The organism is Streptomyces sp. NPDC058001, assembly GCF_042886315.1.
Lineage (GTDB): Bacteria > Actinomycetota > Actinomycetes > Streptomycetales > Streptomycetaceae > Streptomyces.
This window is the reverse complement of record NZ_JBHVQT010000011.1, coordinates 226,476-246,427: the sequence shown is the minus strand read 5'-3', so window position 1 is coordinate 246,427 and position 19,952 is coordinate 226,476. Positions and strand designations below refer to the sequence as shown.

19 protein-coding genes are annotated in these 19,952 nt (G+C 71.5%); 8 read left to right on the top strand and 11 right to left on the bottom strand.

The genetic code is table 11. The annotated features are described in order from the left end of the window. Positions 1–54: 54 nt before the first annotated feature. From ACFVT5_RS27795 to pdhA, 3 genes are read right to left on the bottom strand one after another with little or no spacing between them, the layout of a single operon-like run. Positions 55–1,437, bottom strand: a complete 1,383-nt coding sequence (locus tag ACFVT5_RS27795) for a dihydrolipoamide acetyltransferase family protein (RefSeq protein WP_389893589.1) — start codon at positions 1,435–1,437, stop codon at positions 55–57. Next, entirely contained in the window at positions 1,437–2,441 is a 1,005-nt protein-coding gene (locus tag ACFVT5_RS27790; RefSeq protein WP_389893586.1) for an alpha-ketoacid dehydrogenase subunit beta, read from the bottom strand. Before ACFVT5_RS27790 ends, ACFVT5_RS27795 begins: the two co-directional genes overlap by 1 nt. Next, entirely contained in the window at positions 2,438–3,586 is a 1,149-nt protein-coding gene (gene pdhA, locus ACFVT5_RS27785) for a pyruvate dehydrogenase (acetyl-transferring) E1 component subunit alpha (RefSeq protein ID WP_389893895.1), read from the bottom strand. Before pdhA ends, ACFVT5_RS27790 begins: the two co-directional genes overlap by 4 nt. 212 nt (positions 3,587–3,798) lie before the next feature. On the opposite strand from pdhA, the gene ACFVT5_RS27780 reads away from it, so the two are divergent. Beyond that, entirely contained in the window at positions 3,799–4,332 is a 534-nt protein-coding gene (locus ACFVT5_RS27780; protein ID WP_389893583.1) for an Lrp/AsnC family transcriptional regulator, read from the top strand. A gap of 83 nt (positions 4,333–4,415) precedes the next feature. Here ACFVT5_RS27780 and ACFVT5_RS27775 read toward each other — a convergent pair whose 3' ends face one another. Together ACFVT5_RS27775 and ACFVT5_RS27770 are read right to left on the bottom strand one after the other, a co-directional pair. Continuing rightward, positions 4,416–5,006 carry a TetR/AcrR family transcriptional regulator gene (locus ACFVT5_RS27775; protein ID WP_389893893.1) on the bottom strand — a complete coding sequence of 197 codons (591 nt, stop codon included), beginning with the start codon at positions 5,004–5,006 and terminating at the stop codon, positions 4,416–4,418. 17 nt (positions 5,007–5,023) lie between these two features. Beyond that, on the bottom strand, positions 5,024–6,538 hold the full coding sequence (locus tag ACFVT5_RS27770) for a 3-hydroxyacyl-CoA dehydrogenase (RefSeq protein WP_389893580.1): 1,515 nt from the start codon (positions 6,536–6,538) through the stop codon (positions 5,024–5,026). Positions 6,539–6,686: 148 nt separating this feature from the next. Here ACFVT5_RS27770 and paaN point away from each other — a divergent pair, with 148 nt between their 5' ends. Then, on the top strand, positions 6,687–8,378 hold the full coding sequence (gene paaN, locus ACFVT5_RS27765; protein ID WP_389893577.1) for a phenylacetic acid degradation protein PaaN: 1,692 nt from the start codon (positions 6,687–6,689) through the stop codon (positions 8,376–8,378). Positions 8,379–8,426: 48 nt separating this feature from the next. On the opposite strand, the gene ACFVT5_RS27760 is transcribed toward paaN, so the two are convergent. The 3 genes from ACFVT5_RS27760 to ACFVT5_RS27750 are packed head-to-tail and all read right to left on the bottom strand — an operon-like array spanning position 8,427 to position 11,653. Beyond that, positions 8,427–9,242: a TrmH family RNA methyltransferase gene (locus ACFVT5_RS27760; protein ID WP_389893574.1), complete on the bottom strand. Its 816-nt coding sequence runs from the start codon at positions 9,240–9,242 to the stop codon at positions 8,427–8,429. 30 nt (positions 9,243–9,272) lie between these two features. Continuing rightward, complete coding sequence (locus ACFVT5_RS27755; RefSeq protein WP_389893571.1) at positions 9,273–10,571, bottom strand: HTTM domain-containing protein; 1,299 nt, start codon at positions 10,569–10,571, stop codon at positions 9,273–9,275. Beyond that, a complete protein-coding gene (locus tag ACFVT5_RS27750; RefSeq protein ID WP_389893568.1) occupies positions 10,568–11,653 on the bottom strand; it encodes a DUF5819 family protein in 1,086 nt (361 codons plus the stop codon). The genes ACFVT5_RS27755 and ACFVT5_RS27750 overlap by 4 nt, the downstream gene beginning before the upstream one ends. Before the next feature lie 209 nt (positions 11,654–11,862). On the opposite strand from ACFVT5_RS27750, the gene paaA reads away from it, so the two are divergent. The 6 genes from paaA (at position 11,863) to ACFVT5_RS27720 (ending at position 16,898) form a co-directional block, all read left to right on the top strand. Continuing rightward, positions 11,863–12,912 (top strand): 1,2-phenylacetyl-CoA epoxidase subunit PaaA, encoded by a 1,050-nt coding sequence (paaA, locus tag ACFVT5_RS27745; protein ID WP_389893565.1) that lies wholly within the window; start codon positions 11,863–11,865, stop codon positions 12,910–12,912. Continuing rightward, positions 12,909–13,205 carry a 1,2-phenylacetyl-CoA epoxidase subunit PaaB gene (gene paaB / locus ACFVT5_RS27740; RefSeq protein WP_389893562.1) on the top strand — a complete coding sequence of 99 codons (297 nt, stop codon included), beginning with the start codon at positions 12,909–12,911 and terminating at the stop codon, positions 13,203–13,205. Before paaA ends, paaB begins: the two co-directional genes overlap by 4 nt. After that, positions 13,202–13,936: a 1,2-phenylacetyl-CoA epoxidase subunit PaaC gene (gene paaC, locus ACFVT5_RS27735; protein ID WP_389893559.1), complete on the top strand. Its 735-nt coding sequence runs from the start codon at positions 13,202–13,204 to the stop codon at positions 13,934–13,936. Before paaB ends, paaC begins: the two co-directional genes overlap by 4 nt. After that, the gene (gene paaD / locus ACFVT5_RS27730) at positions 13,930–14,592 is read left to right on the top strand and encodes a 1,2-phenylacetyl-CoA epoxidase subunit PaaD (RefSeq protein ID WP_389893556.1); all 663 of its coding nucleotides are present in this window, start codon (positions 13,930–13,932) and stop codon (positions 14,590–14,592) included. Before paaC ends, paaD begins: the two co-directional genes overlap by 7 nt. Beyond that, positions 14,592–15,650, top strand: coding sequence for a 2Fe-2S iron-sulfur cluster-binding protein (locus ACFVT5_RS27725; RefSeq protein WP_389893553.1), 1,059 nt, complete (start codon positions 14,592–14,594; stop codon positions 15,648–15,650). The genes paaD and ACFVT5_RS27725 overlap by 1 nt, the downstream gene beginning before the upstream one ends. A 114-nt stretch (positions 15,651–15,764) precedes the next feature. Next, a complete protein-coding gene (locus tag ACFVT5_RS27720; protein WP_389893550.1) occupies positions 15,765–16,898 on the top strand; it encodes an acyl-CoA dehydrogenase family protein in 1,134 nt (377 codons plus the stop codon). Positions 16,899–16,923: 25 nt separating this feature from the next. Here the strand turns inward: ACFVT5_RS27720 and ACFVT5_RS27715 are convergent, their stop codons facing one another. The 3 genes from ACFVT5_RS27715 to ACFVT5_RS27705 form a co-directional block, all read right to left on the bottom strand. After that, entirely contained in the window at positions 16,924–17,253 is a 330-nt protein-coding gene (locus tag ACFVT5_RS27715; RefSeq protein WP_389893891.1) for a rhodanese-like domain-containing protein, read from the bottom strand. A gap of 52 nt (positions 17,254–17,305) precedes the next feature. Continuing rightward, a complete protein-coding gene (locus ACFVT5_RS27710) occupies positions 17,306–18,190 on the bottom strand; it encodes a J domain-containing protein (RefSeq protein ID WP_389893547.1) in 885 nt (294 codons plus the stop codon). Between the two features lie 203 nt (positions 18,191–18,393). Then, positions 18,394–19,899: a DUF2252 domain-containing protein gene (locus ACFVT5_RS27705; protein ID WP_389893544.1), complete on the bottom strand. Its 1,506-nt coding sequence runs from the start codon at positions 19,897–19,899 to the stop codon at positions 18,394–18,396. Between the last annotated feature and the right edge of the window lie 53 nt (positions 19,900–19,952).

The following is a 19,952-nucleotide window of genomic DNA, read 5'->3' as shown; positions in this document are numbered from 1 at the left end:
TCGGGGCTGGTACCGGCGCTGGTACCGGTTCCGGACAGTGGCTCACCGGGCGCGCTACAGGGTGCGCAGGAGCACCGCCGGCTGTTCCACGCAGTCCGCCACAAACCGCAGGAAACCGCCCGCCGTGCCTCCGTCGCACACCCGGTGGTCGAAGGTGAGCGACAGCTGCACCACCTGCCGGACCGCCAACTCCCCCTCGTGCACCCAGGGCTTGGGGACGATCCGGCCGACGCCCAGCATGGCCGCCTCGGGGTGGTTGATGATCGGCGTGGATCCGTCGACCCCGAACACCCCGTAATTGTTCAACGTGAAGGTCCCACCCGTGAGTTCCCCGGGAGTCAGCCTTCCTTCCCGTGCCACTTCGGTGAGCCGTCCGATCTCGGCGCTCAGCGACTCCGCGTCCCGCCGGTGCGCGTCCTTGACCACCGGCACCACGAGACCGCGCTCGGTCTGCGCGGCGAACCCGATATGGACGGCGTCGAGCTGGACGATCTCGCGCGCCGCCATGTCCACGGTGGAGTTGAGTTCGGGATGCCGGGCCAGGGCGGCCGTGCAGATACGGGCGAGCAGCGCGAGCAGGGAGATCTTGGGGCCGCCCGACGCGTTCATCGCGGTGCGCGCACGCATCAGTTCCGTCGCGTCCGCGTCCACCCAGCAGGTGGCCTCCGGTATCTCACGGCGGCTGCGGGCCAGCTTGTCGGCGACGGCACCACGGACTCCTCGGAGGGGGATTCTGGTACCGACTCCGTGGGGCGCGGGGGTGGGTGCCGACGTGGGGGCGGGGGCCGGCCGTTCCGGGCGCGGGACGGTGCGAGGGGGAGCGGTGGTGGTGGATGCCGTGAGTGAGGTGGGTGCGGTGGGGTGTCCCGCGGCCCGTACGGCGTACTCGACGTCGGCCCGCAGGATCAGCCCGTCAGGCCCCGACCCCGTCAACTCGGCCAGATCAAGCCCGTGTTCGCGGGCCAGCTTGCGGACGAGCGGGGAGATGACGGGGAGTGGGCCGCCGGGTGCCGGGGCCAGTGTCAGAGGAGTGGGTGCCGGTGCCGGTGAAGTCGGTGCCGGTGCCGGTGCCGGCGTGGCCGGGCGGACCCGGCGGCGGCGCGCGGGTGCGGCGCCCGTCCCGTACCCGACGAGCACATTGCCGGAGGTCTCGTTCCCGTCGTCTCCCGAGGTCCCGACGCCTTCGGCCGGCGCTCCCACGGCGACCGTCAACAGCGGTGCGCCGACGGGCAGTTCGGTGCCCTCCTCGCCGAACCGGGCCGTGACCACGCCCCCGTACGGGCAGGGCACCTCGACCATCGCCTTGGCCGTCTCGACCTCGACCACCGGCTGATCGATGGCGACGACATCGCCGACCTGGACGAGCCAGCGGACGATCTCCGCCTCGGTGAGCCCCTCCCCGAGGTCGGGCAGCTTGAATTCCAGCACCTGTGCCATCAGCTCTCCGCCTCCCACTGAAGCCGCGCCACGGCGTCCAGGATCCGGTCGACGCCCGGCAGATGGTGCCGTTCGAGCATCGGCGGCGGATACGGGATGTCGAACCCGGCCACGCGCAGTACCGGAGCCTCAAGGTAGTGGAAGCAGCGCTCGGTGACCCTGGCCGCGATCTCACCGCCCGGACCGCCGAAGCCGCCCGACTCGTGCACCACCACCGCCCGTCCGGTCCGCCGCACCGACGCGCACACCGTCTCGTCGTCGAAGGGCACCAGGGAGCGCAGATCGACCACTTCGAGATCCCACCCCTCCGCTCGCGCCGCCTCGGCCGCCTCCAGACAGACGGGCAGCGAAGGCCCGTAGGTGAGGAGGGTCGCGCTGGTCCCCGCACGCCGGACCACCGCCCGGCCTATGGGTTCAACGGACACCGGGTGCCCGGGGTTCCAGTCCGCCTTGGACCAGTACAGGCGCTTGGGCTCCAGGAAGACCACCGGGTCGTCGGAGGCGATGGCGGCCCGCAGCAGCCCGTACGCGTCGGCGACCGTCGCCGGGGTCACGACCGTCAGACCCGGCGTCGCCATGTAGTACGCCTCGGAGGAGTCGCTGTGGTGTTCGACGCCGCCGATCCCGCCGCCGTAGGGCACGCGCACGGTGATGGGCATCGGCATGGCGCCCTTGGTGCGGTTGCGCATCTTGGCGACGTGCGAGATCAGCTGCTCGAACGAGGGGTACGCGAAGGCGTCGAACTGCATCTCCACGACGGGCCGCAGCCCGTACATCGCCATGCCGACGGCCGTCCCGAGGATGCCCGCCTCGGCGAGCGGGGTGTCGGTGCACCGGTCGTCGCCGAACTCCTGGGCGAGGCCGTCCGTGATCCGGAAGACACCGCCGAGCGTGCCGACGTCCTCGCCCATGACGTGCACGGTGGGATCGTCGGCCATGGCGTCCCGCAGGGCGCGCCCGAGTGCCTGCGCCATGGTCGCCGGTTTGGCCGCGACGGTGGTCATCGTCCGGCCCCTTCCGGGTGGTCGTCCTGGCCGTCCGCCGCCGCGTCGAGTTCGGCGCGCAACTGGGCCGCCTGCTCGCGCAGTTGTGTGGTCTGCTCCGCGTACACGTGCGTGAAGAGGTCCATCGGGTCGAGCACCGGGTCCTGGTTCATCCGCTCACGCAGGTCGGCGGCCATCGCCTCGGCGTCGTCGCGCACGGCCCGTATCCCCTCCTCGTCCAGGAGTTTCCGCTCGGACAGCTCCCTTTCGACGAGGGCCAACGGGTCGTGGGCCCGCCAGGCTTCGACCTCGGTGTCCGTGCGGTAGCGGGTGGCGTCGTCGGCGTTGGTGTGCGCCTCCAGGCGGTAGGTGACCGCCTCCACGAGCGTGGGGCCACCGCCCTCGCGCGCGTGGCGCACGGCTTCGGTGAGGACCTCGTGCATCGCCAGTGCGTCGTTTCCGTCGACCAGGCGTCCGCGCATGCCGTACCCGACGGCCTTGTGGGCCAGGGACGGCGCGGCGGTCTGCTTGGCGAGCGGTACGGAGATGGCGAAGCCGTTGTTCTGCACCAGGAAGACGACGGGTGCCTGCCAGACGGCCGCGAAGTTCAGCGCCTCGTGGAAGTCGCCCTCGCTGGTGCCGCCGTCGCCGACCATGGCGAGCGCCACCACGTCGTCGCCGTTGAGGCGCGCGGCGTGCGCGAGACCCACGGCGTGCGGGAGCTGGGTCGCGAGGGGGGTGCTGAGCGGCGCGACGCGGTGTTCGGACGGGTCGTAGCCGGTGTGCCAGTCGCCGCGCAGCAGGGACAGCGTCTCGACGGGGTCGACGCCGCGCGCGACGACGGCGAGCGTGTCCCGATAGCTGGGGAAGAGCCAGTCCTGTTCCTGGAGGACGAGGGCGGCGGCGACCTCGCACGCCTCCTGTCCGGTGCTCGACGGGTAGACGGCGAGCCTGCCCTGCCGGGTGAGGGCGGTCGCCTGCGTGTTGTAGCGACGGCCCCGGACCAGCTCCGCGTACAGCCGGCGCAGCAGGTCGACGTCGGCCGTACGGCCGGCCGGGGTGCCCAGCACGCGGTACGGCTCCGCGTCGGGCAGCAGCGGGGCGGGGTCGGTACGGGGCTGCCAGGCGGGCGGCGGCGTGGGGCGGTATGCGCCACGCTGCTCCATCACCGGCGTGCTCTGCCTCTTCACGCGTGCACCTCCTCGTCGAAGCGGTCTCCCCCAGGGGAGCGGTCGAGGCGCGACAACGTGACTCGCCTCACCTACCGATTGTTCGGTCGTCGGCACATTTTGGCTACAGGCACCGTCAGGCTGTGGACAAACGGTTCTCCACAGCTTGGGATGGACGCAGTACGTCCATGGTAGAGAGGCGGGGGGACATGGCATCTGAACGAATGGCCGAGGAACAGGACGCGGGCGGCACCGATTCCGTGGCGCGCCCGCAGGAAACCGTCCCCGACCTCCCTCCGCGCCCGCTGGACGCGATCGACCGGGACATCCTCCAGATGCTCCAGACGGACGGCCGTGCCTCGATACGGTCGGTCGCCGAGCGGGTCCATGTGTCACGCGCCAACGCGTACTCGCGCATCAACCGCCTCATCGAGGACGGCGTCATCCGTGGCTTCGGCGCCCGGATCGACCATGAGCGCGCGGGGCAGGGCGCCTCCGCGTACATCACCCTGAAGATCGTGCAGAACTCCTGGCGCACGGTCCGCGAACAGTTGCGGGCGCTGCCCGGCGCCTCGCACATCGCGCTGGTCAGCGGCGACTTCGACGTCCTGCTCCTGGTGCACACGCCGGACAACAGGGCGCTGCGGGAGCTGGTGCTCACCAAGCTCCAGGCGATCCCCGAGGTGCTGAGCACCCGCACGCTGCTGGTGTTCGAGGAGGACAACCTGGAGCAGGCGCCCTGACGGGACCGCGCGCGCCGCGCGCTGGGTGCCGACCCCGGCCTACAGGGCTGTCCAGCCGCTGGGCCACCGGGTCGCCGGGCCGCTCAGGGCTCCGCGCGGAGCCCTTCGAAGACCATCCGGACGACGGCGTCGGCGACCTCACGGTCCCCGCTGCCCCGCCCGTCGGGCCGGTACCACTCCACGATCGAGTTGATCATCCCGAACACCAACCGGGTCGCGAGCCGCACCTCGATGTCACCCCGTACGTCCCCGTCGGCGGCGGCGGCCTTCAGCAGTTCGGCGACCTGGTGGTCGAAGTCCCTGCGGCGCTCCAGCGCCCACCGCTCGGTGGGCGTGTTCCCGCGCACCCGCAGCAGCAGCGTCACATACGGCAGTTCGTCGGTCAGCACCTCGACCATGCGCCGGGTGACGTGCTCCAGGCGCTCCACGGGGCGCCCCACGCGCGCGTGCTCCTCTTCGAGGATCGCGAACAGTCCGTCGATGGCCCGGCTGACGGCCCGCCGCAGCAGCTCCTCCTTGCCCGCGACGTGGTGGTATATCGAGGACTTGGAGATACCGGCCGCCTTGGACAGGTGCTCCATGGAGGTGCCGTCGTAACCGCGCTCGATGAACACGCCGACGGCGACGGCGAGCAGGGAGTCCGGCGTGTACGTGTCGCGCTTGCCGGGGGGCATGGCGCCCTGGGCAGTGGTCATGAGGCGGACTCCCGCTTCTCTGAGGCGTACGCGTGACGGTAGAGCGCCAGCGAGGGCGCGTAGCGTCCGGAGGGGTCGCGCAGATGCAGGTCGTCCAGAAGGGAATGCGCCCAGGTCCTGCCGAGTCTGCGGTTCCATTCGAAGGGCCCCAGCGGGTAGTTGACACCCAGCCGCATCGCCGTGTCGATGTCCTCCTCGGTGGCGACGCCTTTGGCGACGGCGTCCATGGCCAGGTCGATCAGCCGGGCCACCGTCCGCGCGACGATCATGCCGGGGACGTCGCCGATCACGCTGACGTCCTTGCCGAGCGCCTGGAAGAGACCGATGGCCTCCCTGAGAGTGCGCGGCGACGTGTCCTGTGAGGCCGCCAGGGCGATCCGGGTCGCCGAGCGGTAGTCGAAGGCCAGGTCGAAGTAGACGACGTCACGGAACTCGACGGAGGTCTGGCCGTCCGCGAGCGCGAGCTGTCCGCCGCCGGGCAGCACCAGCCGGGTGCCGTGGTCCTCGTCCTCCTCGCGCACGGGGACGCCCGCCTCACGGATCAGGTCGAGCAGGTCACCCGCGGGTCCGAGGTCGCCCTCGACGACGACATGCGCGGGCGGCGGCACGGGGTCCGCGGTGTGCGGTTCGGGCTGCTCGGCGTCGTCCCCGTACGCGTACCAGCCGCGGCCCGCCTTGCGGCCGAGCATGCCGGACTCGACCAGCCGGCGCTGGGCCAGCGAAGGGGTGAACTTCACGTCGTGGAAGAACGCGTCCCACACGGAGCGCGTGACGGCCTCGTTGACGTCCTGCCCGATGAGGTCGGTCAGTTCGAAGGCGCCCATCTTGAAGCCGCCGCACTCGCGCAGGACGGCGTCGATGGTGGCCGGGTCGGCGCCCTGGTGCTCATGCACGGCGAACGCCTCGGCGTAGAAGGGGCGCGCGATCCGGTTGACGATGAACCCGGGGGTGTCCGCGCAGGCCACCGGGGTCTTGCCCCAGTCGCTGGCCATCTCGTACGCGCGCGTGGCCGACGAGAAGTCCGTCGCGAAGCCGGAGACCACCTCGACCAGGGGCAGCAGCGGCGCCGGGTTGAAGAAGTGCAGTCCGAAGAAGCGGCCCGGGTGGGCGAGTGCGCCACCGATGGCGGTCACCGACAGGGACGACGTGTTGGTGGCGAGCAGGCAGTCGTCGTCCACGACCTCCTCCAGCGCGCGGAAGAGCTGCTGCTTGACGTCGAGTCGTTCCACGATCGCCTCGACCACGAGGCCGGAACCGGCCAGCGCGGCGAGGGCCTCGGCGGGCTGGAGCCGGGCGGTGGCCGCGTCCCGTTCGGCGGCGGTGAGCCGGCCTTTCTCGACGAGCCGGTCGAGGCAGGCGGCGAGGGCGACGGCGGCGGTCCGCGCGCGCCCCGGGACGGCGTCGTACAGCCGCACCGGGTGACCGGCGACGAGCGCGACCTGGGCGATGCCCTGGCCCATGGTGCCGGTGCCGACGACGGCCACGGGGCTGCTGAGGTCGAGTGCTGTCATGCTCGCGATCCTCCCGCACCGGGTTGTCCACAGGTTCAGCGGACCCCCTTGTCCCGACCGATCGTTCGGTTACTCTAACTCTGTCCGCCCTTTCCTGCCCAGCTCGCCGGCTCGACGAAGAGCTGCCCCGACGAGGAGTTGGTCCCTGATGGTCGCCGAACTCACCGCGCATCAGCTGGTCGAGAAGCACCGGCCGGTGCTCGACCAGGCCCTGGAAGCGATCCGTACCCGCGCGTACTGGTCCCCGCACCCCGAGCACCCGAAGGCGTACGGCGAGCACGGCAGCCTGAGCGCGGCCGAGGGCAAGTCCGCCTTCGACGCACTGCTCGGCACCCGGCTCGACCTCGCCCAACCCGGCACGGACGACTGGGTCGGCGGCGAGACCTCGCCGTACGGCATCGAGCTGGGCGTCACCTACCCCCACCCGGACCTGGACGTGCTGCTGCCCGCCATGCGCGCGGGGACGCGCGCCTGGCGCGACGCGGGCGCTGAGACGCGCGCCGTGGTCTGTCTGGAGATCCTGGCCCGCATCAGCGCGCGCACGCACGAGTTCGCGCACGCGGTGATGCACACCAGCGGGCAGGCGTTCATGATGGCGTTCCAGGCGGGCGGGCCGCACGCGCAGGACCGCGGCCTGGAAGCGGTGGCGTACGCGTATGCGGAGCAGGTCCGCACCCCCGACACCGCGGAGTGGACCAAGCCGCAGGGCAAGCGTGACCCGCTCGCGCTGACCAAGCGGTTCACGCCGGTGGGGCGCGGTGTCGCCCTGGTGATCGGCTGCAACACCTTCCCGACGTGGAACGGCTACCCGGGCCTGTTCGCCTCACTCGCCACGGGGAACGCGGTGCTGGTCAAGCCCCACCCGCGCGCGGTGCTGCCGCTCGCCCTCACGGTCCAGGTGGCCCGCGAGGTGCTCGCCGACGCGGGCTTCGACCCGAACCTCGTCGCACTGGCCGCCGAGCGTCCCGGTGAGGGCATCGCGAAGACGCTCGCGCTGCGCCCCGAGATCAAGATCATCGACTACACAGGGTCGACCGCGTTCGGCGACTGGCTGGAGACCCACGCCCGGCAGGCGCAGGTCTACACGGAGAAGGCCGGCGTCAACACCGTCGTCGTGGACTCGACCGACGACTACACGGGCATGCTGTCGAACCTCGCGTTCTCACTGTCCCTGTACAGCGGCCAGATGTGCACGACACCGCAGAACCTGCTCATCCCGCGCGACGGCATCACGACGGACGCGGGCCCCAAGTCGTACGAGGAGGTCGTCGCCGACCTCTCCGCCTCGGTCGCCGGACTCCTGGGCGACGACGCCCGCGCGGGCGGCCTGCTGGGCGCGCTGGTCAACCCGGACGTCCGCGCCCGCCTGGAAGCCGCTCCCGGGCTCGGCGAAGTCGCCCTGGCCTCACGCGAGATCAGCAACCCGGAGTTCCCGGACGCCGTGGTCCGTACGCCGGTGATCGTCAAGCTCGACGGCGCCAAGCCGGACGCGGAAGCCGTGTACCTCGAAGAGTGCTTCGGCCCGGTCTCCTTCGCCGTCGCCGTCGACTCGGCGGCCGACGCGCTGGAGTTGCTGCGGCGCACGGTGCGCGACAAGGGCGTGATGACGGTCGGCGCGTACACCACGTCGGACGAGTTCGCCGAGGCCGTCGAAGAGGTCTGCCTGGAGGAGTGCGCCCAGCTCTCGCTGAACCTCACGGGCGGGGTGTACGTCAACCAGACCGCCGCGTTCTCGGACTTCCACGGCTCGGGCGGCAACCCGGCGGCGAACGCGGCCCTGTGCGACGGGGCGTTCGTGGCCAACCGGTTCCGGGTCGTAGAGGTACGCCGAGAGGGCTGACGGGACAGTGGGTCGCGGAAGTCCGTCCAAGCGGTACCCGGGCTCCGCTCAGACGGACTTCCGCGACCCGCGCTCCTGGCGTGCGAGCGCCGTCCCGGAAGTCGTCGACCAGTGGAAGAGGGTCATCGCCACACTGGTCGCCAGGTTGTAGCTGGACACCTGGGCCCGCATCGGCAGCGACAGGACGTGGTCGGCACGCGCGCGGAGGGGTGCGGACAGGCCGGTGCGTTCGGAGCCGAACGCGAGCACCGCGTCGTCGGGCAGTTTCAGGCCCCGGATGTCCTCGCCCTCCGCGTCGAGCGCGAACAGCGGCCCACGGGGCAGCGCGTCGACGTCCATCCGCTCGACGGCCGTCGCGTAGTGCAGCCCCGCGCCACCGCGTACGACGGTGGGGTGCCAGGGGTCGAGCGTGCCGGTCGTGATCACTCCGGTCGCGCCGAAGCCGGCCGCGAGGCGGATGACGGCCCCCGTGTTGCCGAGGTTGCGCGGGTTGTCGAGCACGACGACGGGCGCGGTCCTGGGCAGCCGCGCCAGCGCCGCGAGCTGGTCGGTGCGGGACGGGCGTACCGCGAGGGCCGCGACGCCCGTCGGGTGCACGCGCGGGACGAGGCCGCGCAAAGTCGCGTCGGGCACCTCGACCAGGAGAGCGTCCAGGGCCGCCGTCACATCGGGCGCCAGTTCGTCCGCCAGGGCCAGCGTCGCGGCCCGGTCGGCGGTCAGGGCGACGGGAATCCGCGCGTGGAAGCGCAGGGCGTGCTTGAGGGCGTGGAGGCCGTCCAGCAGCACGGCGTCGTCGGCGAGCCCCCGCCAGGCGCGCACGGCCCGGTCGCCGTCACCGCTGTCGTGCGCTGCCGTCACCTTCATGCGGGCCAGCCTACGTGCGCGCCGGGACGGTCACCGGCCCGCCGGCGGAGGCGGCCCCTCCGCCGGAAGAGGGGTCCCCTGCCGGTCGGGAACGGGTCCCCACGCGCGCGGGTCGCCGCCGCTCCCGGCGACCGGCATCTCAGCGGTGCGCTGCCCCGGCACCTTCCCCTGCGCGCCGCCGCCGCGCGGCAGCACACGTCCCCGCACACGTCCCCGCGCGCGGGAGGCCCATCCGCCCACCCGGCGCAGGAACGACGTCGGCAGGAAGACCGCGTCCGCCGCGATCATCGCCAGCGAGAAGAACGGCAGGCCCAACGTCACCGCTATGACCGCGTGCTCACCGATCATGACGGCGAGCAGCACGTTCTTGACACGGCGGTTGAACAGCGTGAACGGGAACGCGACCTGCACGATGACCGTCGCGTACGTGACGACCATGATGAACAGCCCGTACGACGACATCAGCTCGGACAGCGCGGGCCACGGCGAGAAGTAGTCCAGGTTGAGCGGGTAGTAGACCGCCGTACCGTCCTGCCAGCGGCTCCCCTGGATCTTGTACCAGCCCGCCGTCGCGTAGATCAGACACGCCTCGACCATGATCACGAGGAGCCCGGCGTTGTGCGCGAGGTTGGCGATGACGTCGAGAAGGAGCCGGGGCTCACTTCGCGGCGCGTGCCGGTTCACCAGCCACCACAGGCCGTGCACCGCCCACAGGCCCCAGAAGATCAGCAGCCAGCCCCAGCCGAGTTCGCCCATGAACGTCACCGCGGACAGGACGAGTCCGAGCACCCACCACAGCACCGGTCCCACGACGTCCTCGCGGAAACGCCCTCCACGCGCGTGTGCCTCACGGGCCCGCCGCGCCCTGCGCGCGTCCAGCGACCAGACCTGCCCGCAGCGGGTGACCACCAGATACATCGACATCAGATGGATGACGTTGTCGCCGCCGTCGCCCATGAAGATGCTGCGGTTCTGGAGGGACAGCACACCGACCATGAACAGCACGGACATCACACGCGTGTGCCAGCCGAGCATCAGCAGCAGGCTCGACAGGATCGCGCAGCCGTAGACGATCTCGAACCAGACCTGGCTGTCGGACCACATCAGGGCCGTGAACGCCTCGTTGCCGGCGATGAGCTGCTGCGCCATGTCCCAGCTCCAGGGCCCGTCGGGCCCGTACAGCTCCTGGCGGTGGGGGAGTTCGCGCAGCAGGAACAGCAGCCAGGTGGCCGAGAAGCCGATCCGTATGACGGCCGTCTGGTAGGGGCCCAGGGCGCTGCCGGTGACACGGTCGATGCCCCGCGCGAGCGGGTCGCGGTTACGGCTCACCGGGCTCCCGCCTCCGTCCGGGCGTCGTCCTGCGCGCGGGTGCCGTCGGCGGCGGCGACGGAACGGTCACCGTCCGACACGGACCACCAGGCGAGCTGCCGGTACACCGGACGCGAGTCGACCGTCTCCTTGCTCCACGACGGGGGCGGCACGTTCGTGGTGCTGGAGCGCACCTGTATCCGTACGACGACGGCCCCCTGTCCCCCGGGCCGCTCGTCCTGCACGCGCTGGACGACGATGCGGCGGATGTAGCGCTCGGACAGTTCGCCCCGCATACCGTTCGGACGGTTCTCGTTGTCGTGCGACGCCACGAAGAAGTCCCAGGCCCGACGCAGTTCGTTCTGGTCCGTGTGGCTCGGCAGCAGATTGCCGTCTATGGCGGCACCGTCGCGCGCGGAGAGGTCGTACCAGCCGGTGGTGGTTGAGGATCCATCGGCGCTCCGCACCTCGGCACGGGCCTGCACGGCGACGTTCTGTTGCAGGGGATTGGGCGCGAACAGCTTCCAGTTCTGCTCGAACTCGGGATAGATCCACTCGTCGACGACCTGCCCGTGCCGCTTGGTCAGGGTGTTCGACGGGGCGACGTGCAGAAACACCATCGCGATCTGGACGCAGGCCACGAGCGCGACGACGGCGAGGGTCAGCGCGGCGACGATCTGGTACGGGAAGGACAGCGCGGCTATCCCGGAACGAGCCCCGGGCGGCGCGTCGTGGGGCGGGGGTGCGGGAGGTGCGAGGGGTGCGGGGTGGGTGGGGTGGGTGGGGTGAGTGGGGTGAGTGGGGTGAGTGGGGCGCCCGGACGGAGCAGTGCGGGGCGACGAGGAGGGAGGGGACGGGAGAGGCTGATCCGAGGGGCCGTCCGGTCCGGCCGGTCCGTCCACGCCGCCCGGGTGGCTGTCCGGGTGGTCGTCCCGGTGGTCGTCCGGTCCGGGGCTCGCGGCGCCATCCTCACCCCGCGTCCCCGAAGCCCCCGCCGAGCGGGCCCGCCGCTCGGCACCCCGGTCGACGCCCTGGTCCGCGCCCTGGTCGGCACCCGGGTCCGCGTCCGCGACGGCGTCCGCGTCCCTGTCGTACGAGTCCATTCCGCCCCGATCCCCTCCCCGATCCCGGCCGTTCGCCGCGGCCGGTCCCCGCCACGTCGCACCGGCACGGTACTCAGGCCCGTCCGCCGAGCACAGCGTTCGCGAGGTTATCCACAGGGTTGACACCTTACGGCGCCTGGTCCCACCATTGAATTCAACGGACCGAACGATCGGTCGGTCCGCCTGGCTCACGAATCGAGGGGACCGGCATGACGACAGCAGCAGCGCGGCAGACGGCCCGACCGACGCCGGACGGGACCGCGGCCGACGCCGCGACCACCGCGGCGTTCGAGGCCGTCTTCGATGCCGCGGTCGCGGCCGACGAGCGCATCGAGCCCCGCGACTGGATGCCCGACGCCTATCGCGCCACCCTCGTGCGACAGATGGCGCAGCATGCCCACTCGGAGATCATCGGCATGCAGCCCGAGGCCAACTGGATCACCCGCGCACCCTCCCTGCGCCGCAAGGCGATCCTGATGGCCAAGGTGCAGGACGAGGCCGGGCACGGCCTCTATCTGTACAGCGCCGCGGAGACCCTCGGCACCGGCCGCGACGAACTGCTCGACAAGCTCCACTCCGGCCGCCAGAAGTACTCCTCGATCTTCAACTACCCCACCCTGACCTGGGCAGACGTCGGCGCGATCGGCTGGCTGGTGGACGGCGCCGCGATCACCAACCAGGTCCCCCTGTGCCGCTGCTCCTACGGCCCGTACGCCCGTGCGATGGTCCGCATCTGCAAGGAGGAGTCCTTCCACCAGCGCCAGGGGTACGAACTGCTGCTCGCCCTCAGCCGCGGCACCCCGGCACAGCACGACATGGCACAGGACGCGGTGAACCGCTGGTGGTGGCCGTCGCTGATGATGTTCGGCCCGCCCGACGACGAGTCGGCACACAGCGCGCAGTCCATGGAGTGGAAGATCAAGCGCCATTCCAACGACGAACTGCGGCAGCGCTTCGTGGACATCTGCGTACCCCAGGCGGAATCCCTGGGCCTGACACTCCCGGACCCGGACCTGAAGTGGAACGAGGAGCGGGGACAGCACGACTTCGGCCCGATCGACTGGACGGAGTTCCGCGAGGTCCTGAAGGGCAACGGCCCGTGCAACGAAGAGCGGATCACCCAGCGCCGCACGGCCCATGAAGAGGGCGCCTGGGTCCGGGAAGCGGCGGCGGCCCACGCGCGCAAGTGGAGCGACACCACCGGACAGAGCTCCGGCACAGGGCAGCACGACACCACCAGTGGGAAGGCGACGGCATGAGTGACTCGACGGCGACGGACTGGCCGCTGTGGGAGGTCTTCGTGCGGTCCCGGCGCGGCCTGTCCCACACCCACGCCGGCAGCCTGCACGCACCCGACGCGGAGCTGGCCCTGCGCAATGCCCGCGATCTGTACACACGGCGCGGTGAGGGCGTCTCGATCTGGGTGGTCCCGTCCACCGCGATCACGGCGTCGTCACCGGACGAGAAGGACCCCTTCTTCGAACCGTCCGCGGACAAGCCGTACCGCCACCCCACGTTCTACGAGATCCCGGAAGGGGTGAAGCACCTGTGACGATCACCGCATCCGCCACGGCCCTGGCGCTGGGCGACGACGCGCTGGTGCTGTCGCACCGGCTGGGGGAGTGGGCGGGCCACGCACCCGTCCTCGAAGAAGAGGTCGCCCTGGCCAACATCGCCCTGGACCTCCTCGGCCAGGCCCGGGTCCTGCTGTCCCTCGTCGGCGACGAGGACGAACTGGCGTATCTCCGCGAGGAGCGCGCCTTCCGCAACCTCCAGCTCGTGGAACAGCCCAACGGCGACTTCGCCCACACCATCGCCCGCCAGCTCTACTTCTCCACCTACCAGCGTCTGCTGTACGGGCAACTGGCCGTCGGCGACAGCGAGTTCGCACCCCTCGCGGCGAAGGCCGTCAAGGAGGTCGCCTACCACCAGGACCACGCCGAGCAGTGGACACGGCGCCTCGGCGACGGCACCGACGAGAGCCATGAGCGGATGCGGCGGGCCTGCGCGGCGCTGTGGCGGTACACCGGCGAGATGTTCCAACCCCTTGACGGCCCGGATGGTCTGGGTGGCCTGGGCGTCGACCTGGAGGGCATGGAGGCCGCCTGGCTGCGCTCGGTCGGCGGCGTCCTGGCGGAATCCACGCTCAGCCTGCCCGAGGGCCCACGCTCCGGGGCATGGACGGCCGGCGCGGGCCGCCAGGGCCTACACACGGAACCGTTCGGACGGATGCTCGCCGAGATGCAGCATCTGCATCGCAGCCACCCGGGGGCGACATGGTGACCGACCCGACCGTGACCCCCGGGGCGACGGGCACGCTCGACACCGTCCTGGAGGCCGAGCTGCGCCGGCTCGCCGGATCCGTCCCGGACCCCGAACTGCCGGTGCTCACCCTGGCCGAGCTGGGCGTCCTGCGCGCGGTGCGGCTGAGCGGACCCGACAGCGTCGAGGTGGACCTCACCCCGACCTACACCGGATGCCCCGCCCTGGAGTCCATGTCGACGGACATCGAGAAGGTGCTGCACGCCCACGGCATGGCGGAGGTGACGGTCCGCCCGGTACTCAGCCCCGCCTGGACGACCGACGACATCTCCGCCGAAGGCCGCCGCAAACTGCGGGAGTTCGGCATAGCGCCACCGCGCACCCAGCGCACCGCGGGCCCGGTGACCGTAACCCTCGGCCCGACCCGCACCGGCATCAGCACCGGCACCGGCACCGGCACCGGCACCGGGCCGGAACACCAACCGGAACCGGTGCTGGAGCCGGAACAGGTACAGGTACAGGATCTGGAACCGTCGCAGGACCTGGAACCGGTGCGCTGTCCGCAGTGCGGCTCGGCCGACACCGAACTACTCAGCCGGTTCTCGTCGACGGCCTGCAAGGCGCTGCGCCGCTGCCTCGCTTGCCGTGAACCGTTCGACCACTTCAAGGAGTTGTGATGGCCCGCTTCCACCCGCTCCGGGTAGCGGCGGTCGACCCGCTCACCGACGACGCCGTCGCCCTCACCTTCGACGTGCCGCCCGAACTGCGCCCCGCCTACCGCCACGCACCCGGCCAGCACCTCGCCCTGCGCCGCACCCTCAACGGCGAGGAAGTCCGCCGTACGTACTCGATCTGCTCCCCCGCGCCCGGCCCCGAAGGACCCCGGACCCTGCGGGTGGGCGTGCGCCTGGTCGACGGCGGCGCCTTCTCGACGTACGCGCTGAAGGAACTCGCCGTGGGCGACGCGGTGGAGGTGATGACCCCGGCGGGACGCTTCACGCTGGAACCGGTGCCCGGACTGTACGCGGCGGTGGTCGGCGGCAGCGGTATCACCCCGGTCCTGTCCATCGCGGGAACCCTGCTGGCGCGGGAACCGGAGGCCCGGTTCTGTCTGATACGCAGCGACCGGACCGCGGCGTCGACGATGTTCCTGGAGGAGGTAGCCGATCTCAAGGACCGCTTCCCCGAACGGTTCCAGCTGGTCACGGCCCTGTCGCGCGAGGAGCAGCAGGCGGGGCTCCCCTCGGGCCGCCTCGACCGGGAGAGGCTGACCGGGCTGCTTCCGGCGCTGCTGCCGGTCGGGCAGGTCGCGGGCTGGTTCCTGTGCGGGCCCTTCGGGCTGGTGCAGGGAGCGGAGCGGGCACTCAGGGAACTGGGCGTCGCGCGTTCCCGTATCCACGAGGAGATCTTCCACGTGGACTCCGCACCACCACCGGCACCCTCGTCGTCGGCGCCCTCGCACAGTTCCCTCACGGCACAGTTGGACGGCCGCGCCGGGACCTGGCCGGTGCGGGATGGCGAGTCGCTTCTCGAAGCGGTCCTGCGCAACCGGCCGGACGCGCCGTACGCGTGCAAGGGCGGGGTGTGCGGGACCTGCCGGGCGTTCCTGGTCTCGGGCGAGGTGCGGATGGACCGGAACTTCGCGCTGGAGCCCGAGGAGACGGAGGCCGGATTCGTCCTGGCGTGCCAGTCGCATCCCGCGACGGAGAAGGTGGAACTGGACTTCGACCGCTGACACCCCCTCACACGAGGTCGCCTCCGGCCCGTTCCCTTCTTGTAGAACCTGTTCTATCTTGACGCTCCGTCAGATCGTTGGACCGGGTCGGCCGGGTGCGCGGGAGGACTGGCAGTGGACTTCACCTTCACCGAGGAGCAGCAGGCGGCCGTCGAAGCGGCGAAGGCGGTGTTCTCCGGGGTCGCACCCGACGGGGTGCCGAGCCCCGCTCGGACGCCGGGCGCCGTCGCCGACGACTTCGACCGCGCGCTGTGGGCCCGGCTCAGGGACGCCGATCTGCTGAGCCTGCCGCTGGCTCCGGAGTACGGCGGGGCGGGGCTGAACGCCATCGCGCTCTGCCTGGTGCTGCGCGAGGCGGGGACGGTACTCGCCCGGGTCCCACTCCTGGAGAGCGTCGCCGCCGCGTACGCGATCCAGGTCCACGGCGACGACGCGCTGAAGCGGGACATCCTCCCCCGGGCCGCCCGGGGCGAACTCGTCCTGACCGTCGCGGCGAACGGCCGCAGCGGACACGACCCGGCCGACCGCGCCGTCACGGCACACCGGGACGGCGACGCCTGGGTCCTCGACGGTACGCATACGGCGGTGCCCTGGGCCTACAACGCCGACCTGATCCTCGTACCCGCCCACACCGGCGAGGGCCGCACCCTCCTCGCGCTGGTTCCGCGCGGGCACAAGGGCGTGGCGCTCGGCGAGCAGATCTCGACCACCGGTGAACGGCTGGGCGAACTCCGACTGGAGTCGGCCCGCATCCCGGCCGACAGGGTCGTCGAGGCCGAAGGGGCGTGGGAGTGGCTGCGGGATCTGCTGGCCACGGGGACGTGCGCGCTGGCGCTCGGCCTGGGCGAGACGGTGCTGCGGATGACCAGTACGTACACGGGGAAGCGGGAACAGTTCGGGTTCCCGGTCGCGACGTTCCAGGCGGTGGCCGTACAGGCGGCGGACCGCTATATCGACCTGCGCGCCATGGAGGCGACCCTGTGGCAGGCCGCGTGGCGGATCAGTACGGAGGCGGACGGGGCGCTGCCCGCCTCCGGTGATGTGGCGGTGGCGAAGATCTGGGCGTCGGAAGGGGTACGGCGGGTCGCCCAGACCGCGCAACATCTGCATGGCGGCTTCGGCGCGGACACCGAGTATCCGCTGCACCGGTATCACGCCTGGGCCAAACATCTGGAACTGTCCCTCGGCCCGGCGGCGGCCCACGAGGAAACCCTCGGCGACCTGCTGGCGGCCCACCCACTGGGCTGACCCGCCAGGCCGAGTCCCGGCGGGGTCAGATCACGGTGCCGGGCTCGCCCTTGGCATCCACGACGGGGCGCCCGGTGGCGGCCCAGACCTGCATGCCACCGTCCACGTTCACGGCGTCGATGCCCTGCTGCACCAGATAGGTGGCGACCTGTGCCGAACGCCCACCCGAGCGGCAGATCACATGGATCTTGCCGTCCTGCGGCGCGGCCTCCGTCAACTCGCCGTACCGGGCGACGAATTCGCTGATCGGAATGTGCAGCGCGCCATCGGCGTGGCCCGCCTCCCATTCATCGTCCTCGCGGACGTCCAGCAGGAAGTCACCGTCCGCGAGATCAACGACCGCGACTGTGGGCACACCAGATCCGAAATGCATGCACCCGACGCTACCCGACGCCCGGACGAACGGTTCAGCCGATCTCCTGGACCAGCCGGCTCAGCTCGGATTCCCGCTCGGCGACCTGGGCGAGGAGCTGCTCGGCGATCTCCTCCAGCAGGGTGTCCGGGTCGTCGGGCGCCATCCGGAGCATGGCGCCGATGGCGCTCTCCTCCAGTTCGCGGGCGACGACGGTCAGCAGCTCCTTGCGGTGCGACAGCCATTCGAGGCGGGCGTACAGCTCCTCGCTCCGGCTGGGCTCCCACTCCGGCGGTACCGGTCCGGCGGCCCACTCCTCTGCCAGCTCCCGCAGCAGGGCCTCGTCGCCCCGGGCATAGGCGGCGTTGACACGGGCGATGAACTCCTCGCGCCGGTCCCGCTCCTTGTCGTCCTGGGCCAGGTCCGGGTGCGACTTGCGGGCCAGCTCGCGGTAGAGCTTGCGGGCCTCGTCACTGGGCCGCACCCGCTGCGGCGGCCGAACCGGCTGCCCGGTGAGCATCGCCGCGGCCTCCGGCGAGAGCCCGTCCGAGTCCATCCAGTCGTGGAACAGTTCCTCCACGTTGGGCATGGGCATGACCCGAGCGCGCGCCTCGTCCGCCTTGCGCCGGTCCTCGGGGTCCCCACTACGGGCCGCCCTGGCCTCGGCGATCCCCGCGTCCAGCTCGTCCAGGCGCGCGTACATCGGGCCGAGCTTCTGGTGATGCAGACGGGAGAAGTTGTCGACCTCGATACGGAAGGTCTCCACCGCGATCTCGAACTCGATCAACGCCTGCTCGGCGACCCGTACCGCCCGCTCCAACCGCTCCTCGGGCCGGGCCCCGGACTCCCCGGCGGCCCCCGGCTCTGCGGCCCGCCCGGCATCGGCGGTCTGCCCCTCGGGGCCCTCGGTCTCGCTCGCCCCGGCTTCCGAACTCGTCACCCACCCCACCCTAGGCCACCTGAGGGAACGGTTCCGCCGAGCGGTCACAGAAGCGGAACCGAAGAGACACGGCAAGAACGCGCTACCCCTGGGGCCCTCCCCCTCCCCCCCACCCTCCCCGCCCCCACCCTCAAAGTTCCCGCCGAAGCCGAGCACCCCGCCCTGCATACGCCTGCGCTGGATACGCCCGCGCCGGCCCCCCCTCAAACCCCCAGTTCCGCCGTCACCCTTCCCTCCCGTATCGCCGCGACCAGCGTGGCGTGGTCTGCCTCTGTGCGGTTGGCGTAGGTGATCGCGAAGGTGGCTATCGCTTCGTCCAGTTGCTCGTTCTTGCCGCAGTAGGCCGAGATCAGGCGGGGGTCCGCGCTATGGGCGTGGGCGCGGGCCAGGAGGGCTCCGGTCATGCGGCCGTAGTCGTCGAGCTGGTCGGCGGCGAGGGCGGCGGGGTCGACGCTGCCCTTGCGGTTGCGGAACTGGCGTACCTGGAAGGGAAGTTCGTCGACCGTGGTCCAGCCGAGCAGGATGTCGCTGACGACCTGCATCCGCTTCTGCCCGAGCACGACCCGCCGGCCCTCGTGTCCCGCGTCCGGGGCGTCGAATCCGGCGGTGGCCAGGTGGGGGAGGAGAGCCGACGCGCGGGCCTCCTTCACCTGGAGGACCAGCGGCTCGCCCCGGTGGTCGAGGAGCAGCACCACATACGACCGGGTCCCGACGCTGCCCGTGCCGACCACCCGGAACGCCACGTCCTGGATGGTGTGGCGGGCGAGCAGCGGGAGGCGGTCCTCCGAGAGCGTGTCGACATAGTCACCGAGGGCCGCCGCGACCGACGCCGCCTCGGCGTCGGGTACGCGGCGCAGCACAGGTGACGCGTCGACGAACCGGCGACCGCCGCCGTCCACCGCCGCCGTCGACTTCGCGGCGAATCGGCCGCTGGTGTTGTTGCGGGCCTTCTCGGCCACCCGGTCCAGGGTGCCGAGGAGGTCGTGCGCGTCGGTGTGCGAGACGAGTTCCTCGTCAGCGATGGCGTTCCACGCGTCCAGGACCGGCAGTTTCGCGAGCAGGCGCATGGTGCGGCGATAGGCGCCAGCGGCGTCGAAGGCGGCCTTGCGGCAGGTGTCCTCGTCGGCCCCCGTCTCCCGTCCGGCGAGGACGAGTGACGCTGCCAGTCGCTTGACGTCCCATTCCCACGGGCCGTGCACGGTCTCGTCGAAGTCGTTGAGGTCGATGACCAGGCCGCCGCGCGCGTCCCCGTACAGCCCGAAGTTCGCCGCGTGGGCGTCGCCGCATATCTGGGCTCCGACGCCGGTGACGGGGGTGCGTGCCAGGTCGTACGCCATGAGTCCCGCCGAGCCGCGCAGGAAGGCGAAGGGGGTGGCGGCCATTCTGCCGACCCGTATCGGTGTGAGTTCCGTCAGCCGGCCCTGGTTGGATTCCTGGACCGCCGTGACGGCGTCGGGCCGGGCACCGTCCACCGTGAGCGCCGCGTGCGCGCTACGGGGTACCCGCTCGCGCAGCGCCTTGCCCGCGTCCTTGACCGAGCCGCCTGCCGCCGAGACGCCCGGCGCCGAAGTGCCGTGAGCGAACCCACGCACCCTCGGCAGCCGCCCCGCCTCCGTGGCCAAGCCCGTCCCCACCGCACCGTCGGCCACCCCGAACGCCTCCCCCGCAGCCGGTACGGATCCCTGGCGGTATCCGTACCCGATGAACATCAACTGGCCACGACCGTACCGCCGCCCATGAATCGGCGTCAGACCCTGTGGAC

What these genes read in the sequence shown, in the direction of transcription:
- ACFVT5_RS27795 (WP_389893589.1), bottom strand. Translation starts at nt 1,437, where the DNA reads ATGGCACAGGTGCTGGAATTCAAGCTGCCCGACCTCGGGGAGGGGCTC.
- ACFVT5_RS27790 (WP_389893586.1), bottom strand. Translation starts at nt 2,441, where the DNA reads ATGACCACCGTCGCGGCCAAACCGGCGACCATGGCGCAGGCACTCGGG.
- pdhA (WP_389893895.1), bottom strand. Translation starts at nt 3,586, where the DNA reads ATGGAGCAGCGTGGCGCATACCGCCCCACGCCGCCGCCCGCCTGGCAG.
- ACFVT5_RS27780 (WP_389893583.1), top strand. Translation starts at nt 3,799, where the DNA reads ATGGCATCTGAACGAATGGCCGAGGAACAGGACGCGGGCGGCACCGAT.
- ACFVT5_RS27775 (WP_389893893.1), bottom strand. Translation starts at nt 5,006, where the DNA reads ATGCCCCCCGGCAAGCGCGACACGTACACGCCGGACTCCCTGCTCGCC.
- ACFVT5_RS27770 (WP_389893580.1), bottom strand. Translation starts at nt 6,538, where the DNA reads ATGACAGCACTCGACCTCAGCAGCCCCGTGGCCGTCGTCGGCACCGGC.
- paaN (WP_389893577.1), top strand. Translation starts at nt 6,687, where the DNA reads ATGGTCGCCGAACTCACCGCGCATCAGCTGGTCGAGAAGCACCGGCCG.
- ACFVT5_RS27760 (WP_389893574.1), bottom strand. Translation starts at nt 9,242, where the DNA reads ATGAAGGTGACGGCAGCGCACGACAGCGGTGACGGCGACCGGGCCGTG.
- ACFVT5_RS27750 (WP_389893568.1), bottom strand. Translation starts at nt 11,653, where the DNA reads ATGGACTCGTACGACAGGGACGCGGACGCCGTCGCGGACGCGGACCCG.
- paaA (WP_389893565.1), top strand. Translation starts at nt 11,863, where the DNA reads ATGACGACAGCAGCAGCGCGGCAGACGGCCCGACCGACGCCGGACGGG.
- paaB (WP_389893562.1), top strand. Translation starts at nt 12,909, where the DNA reads ATGAGTGACTCGACGGCGACGGACTGGCCGCTGTGGGAGGTCTTCGTG.
- paaD (WP_389893556.1), top strand. Translation starts at nt 13,930, where the DNA reads ATGGTGACCGACCCGACCGTGACCCCCGGGGCGACGGGCACGCTCGAC.
- ACFVT5_RS27725 (WP_389893553.1), top strand. Translation starts at nt 14,592, where the DNA reads ATGGCCCGCTTCCACCCGCTCCGGGTAGCGGCGGTCGACCCGCTCACC.
- ACFVT5_RS27705 (WP_389893544.1), bottom strand. Translation starts at nt 19,899, where the DNA reads ATGTTCATCGGGTACGGATACCGCCAGGGATCCGTACCGGCTGCGGGG.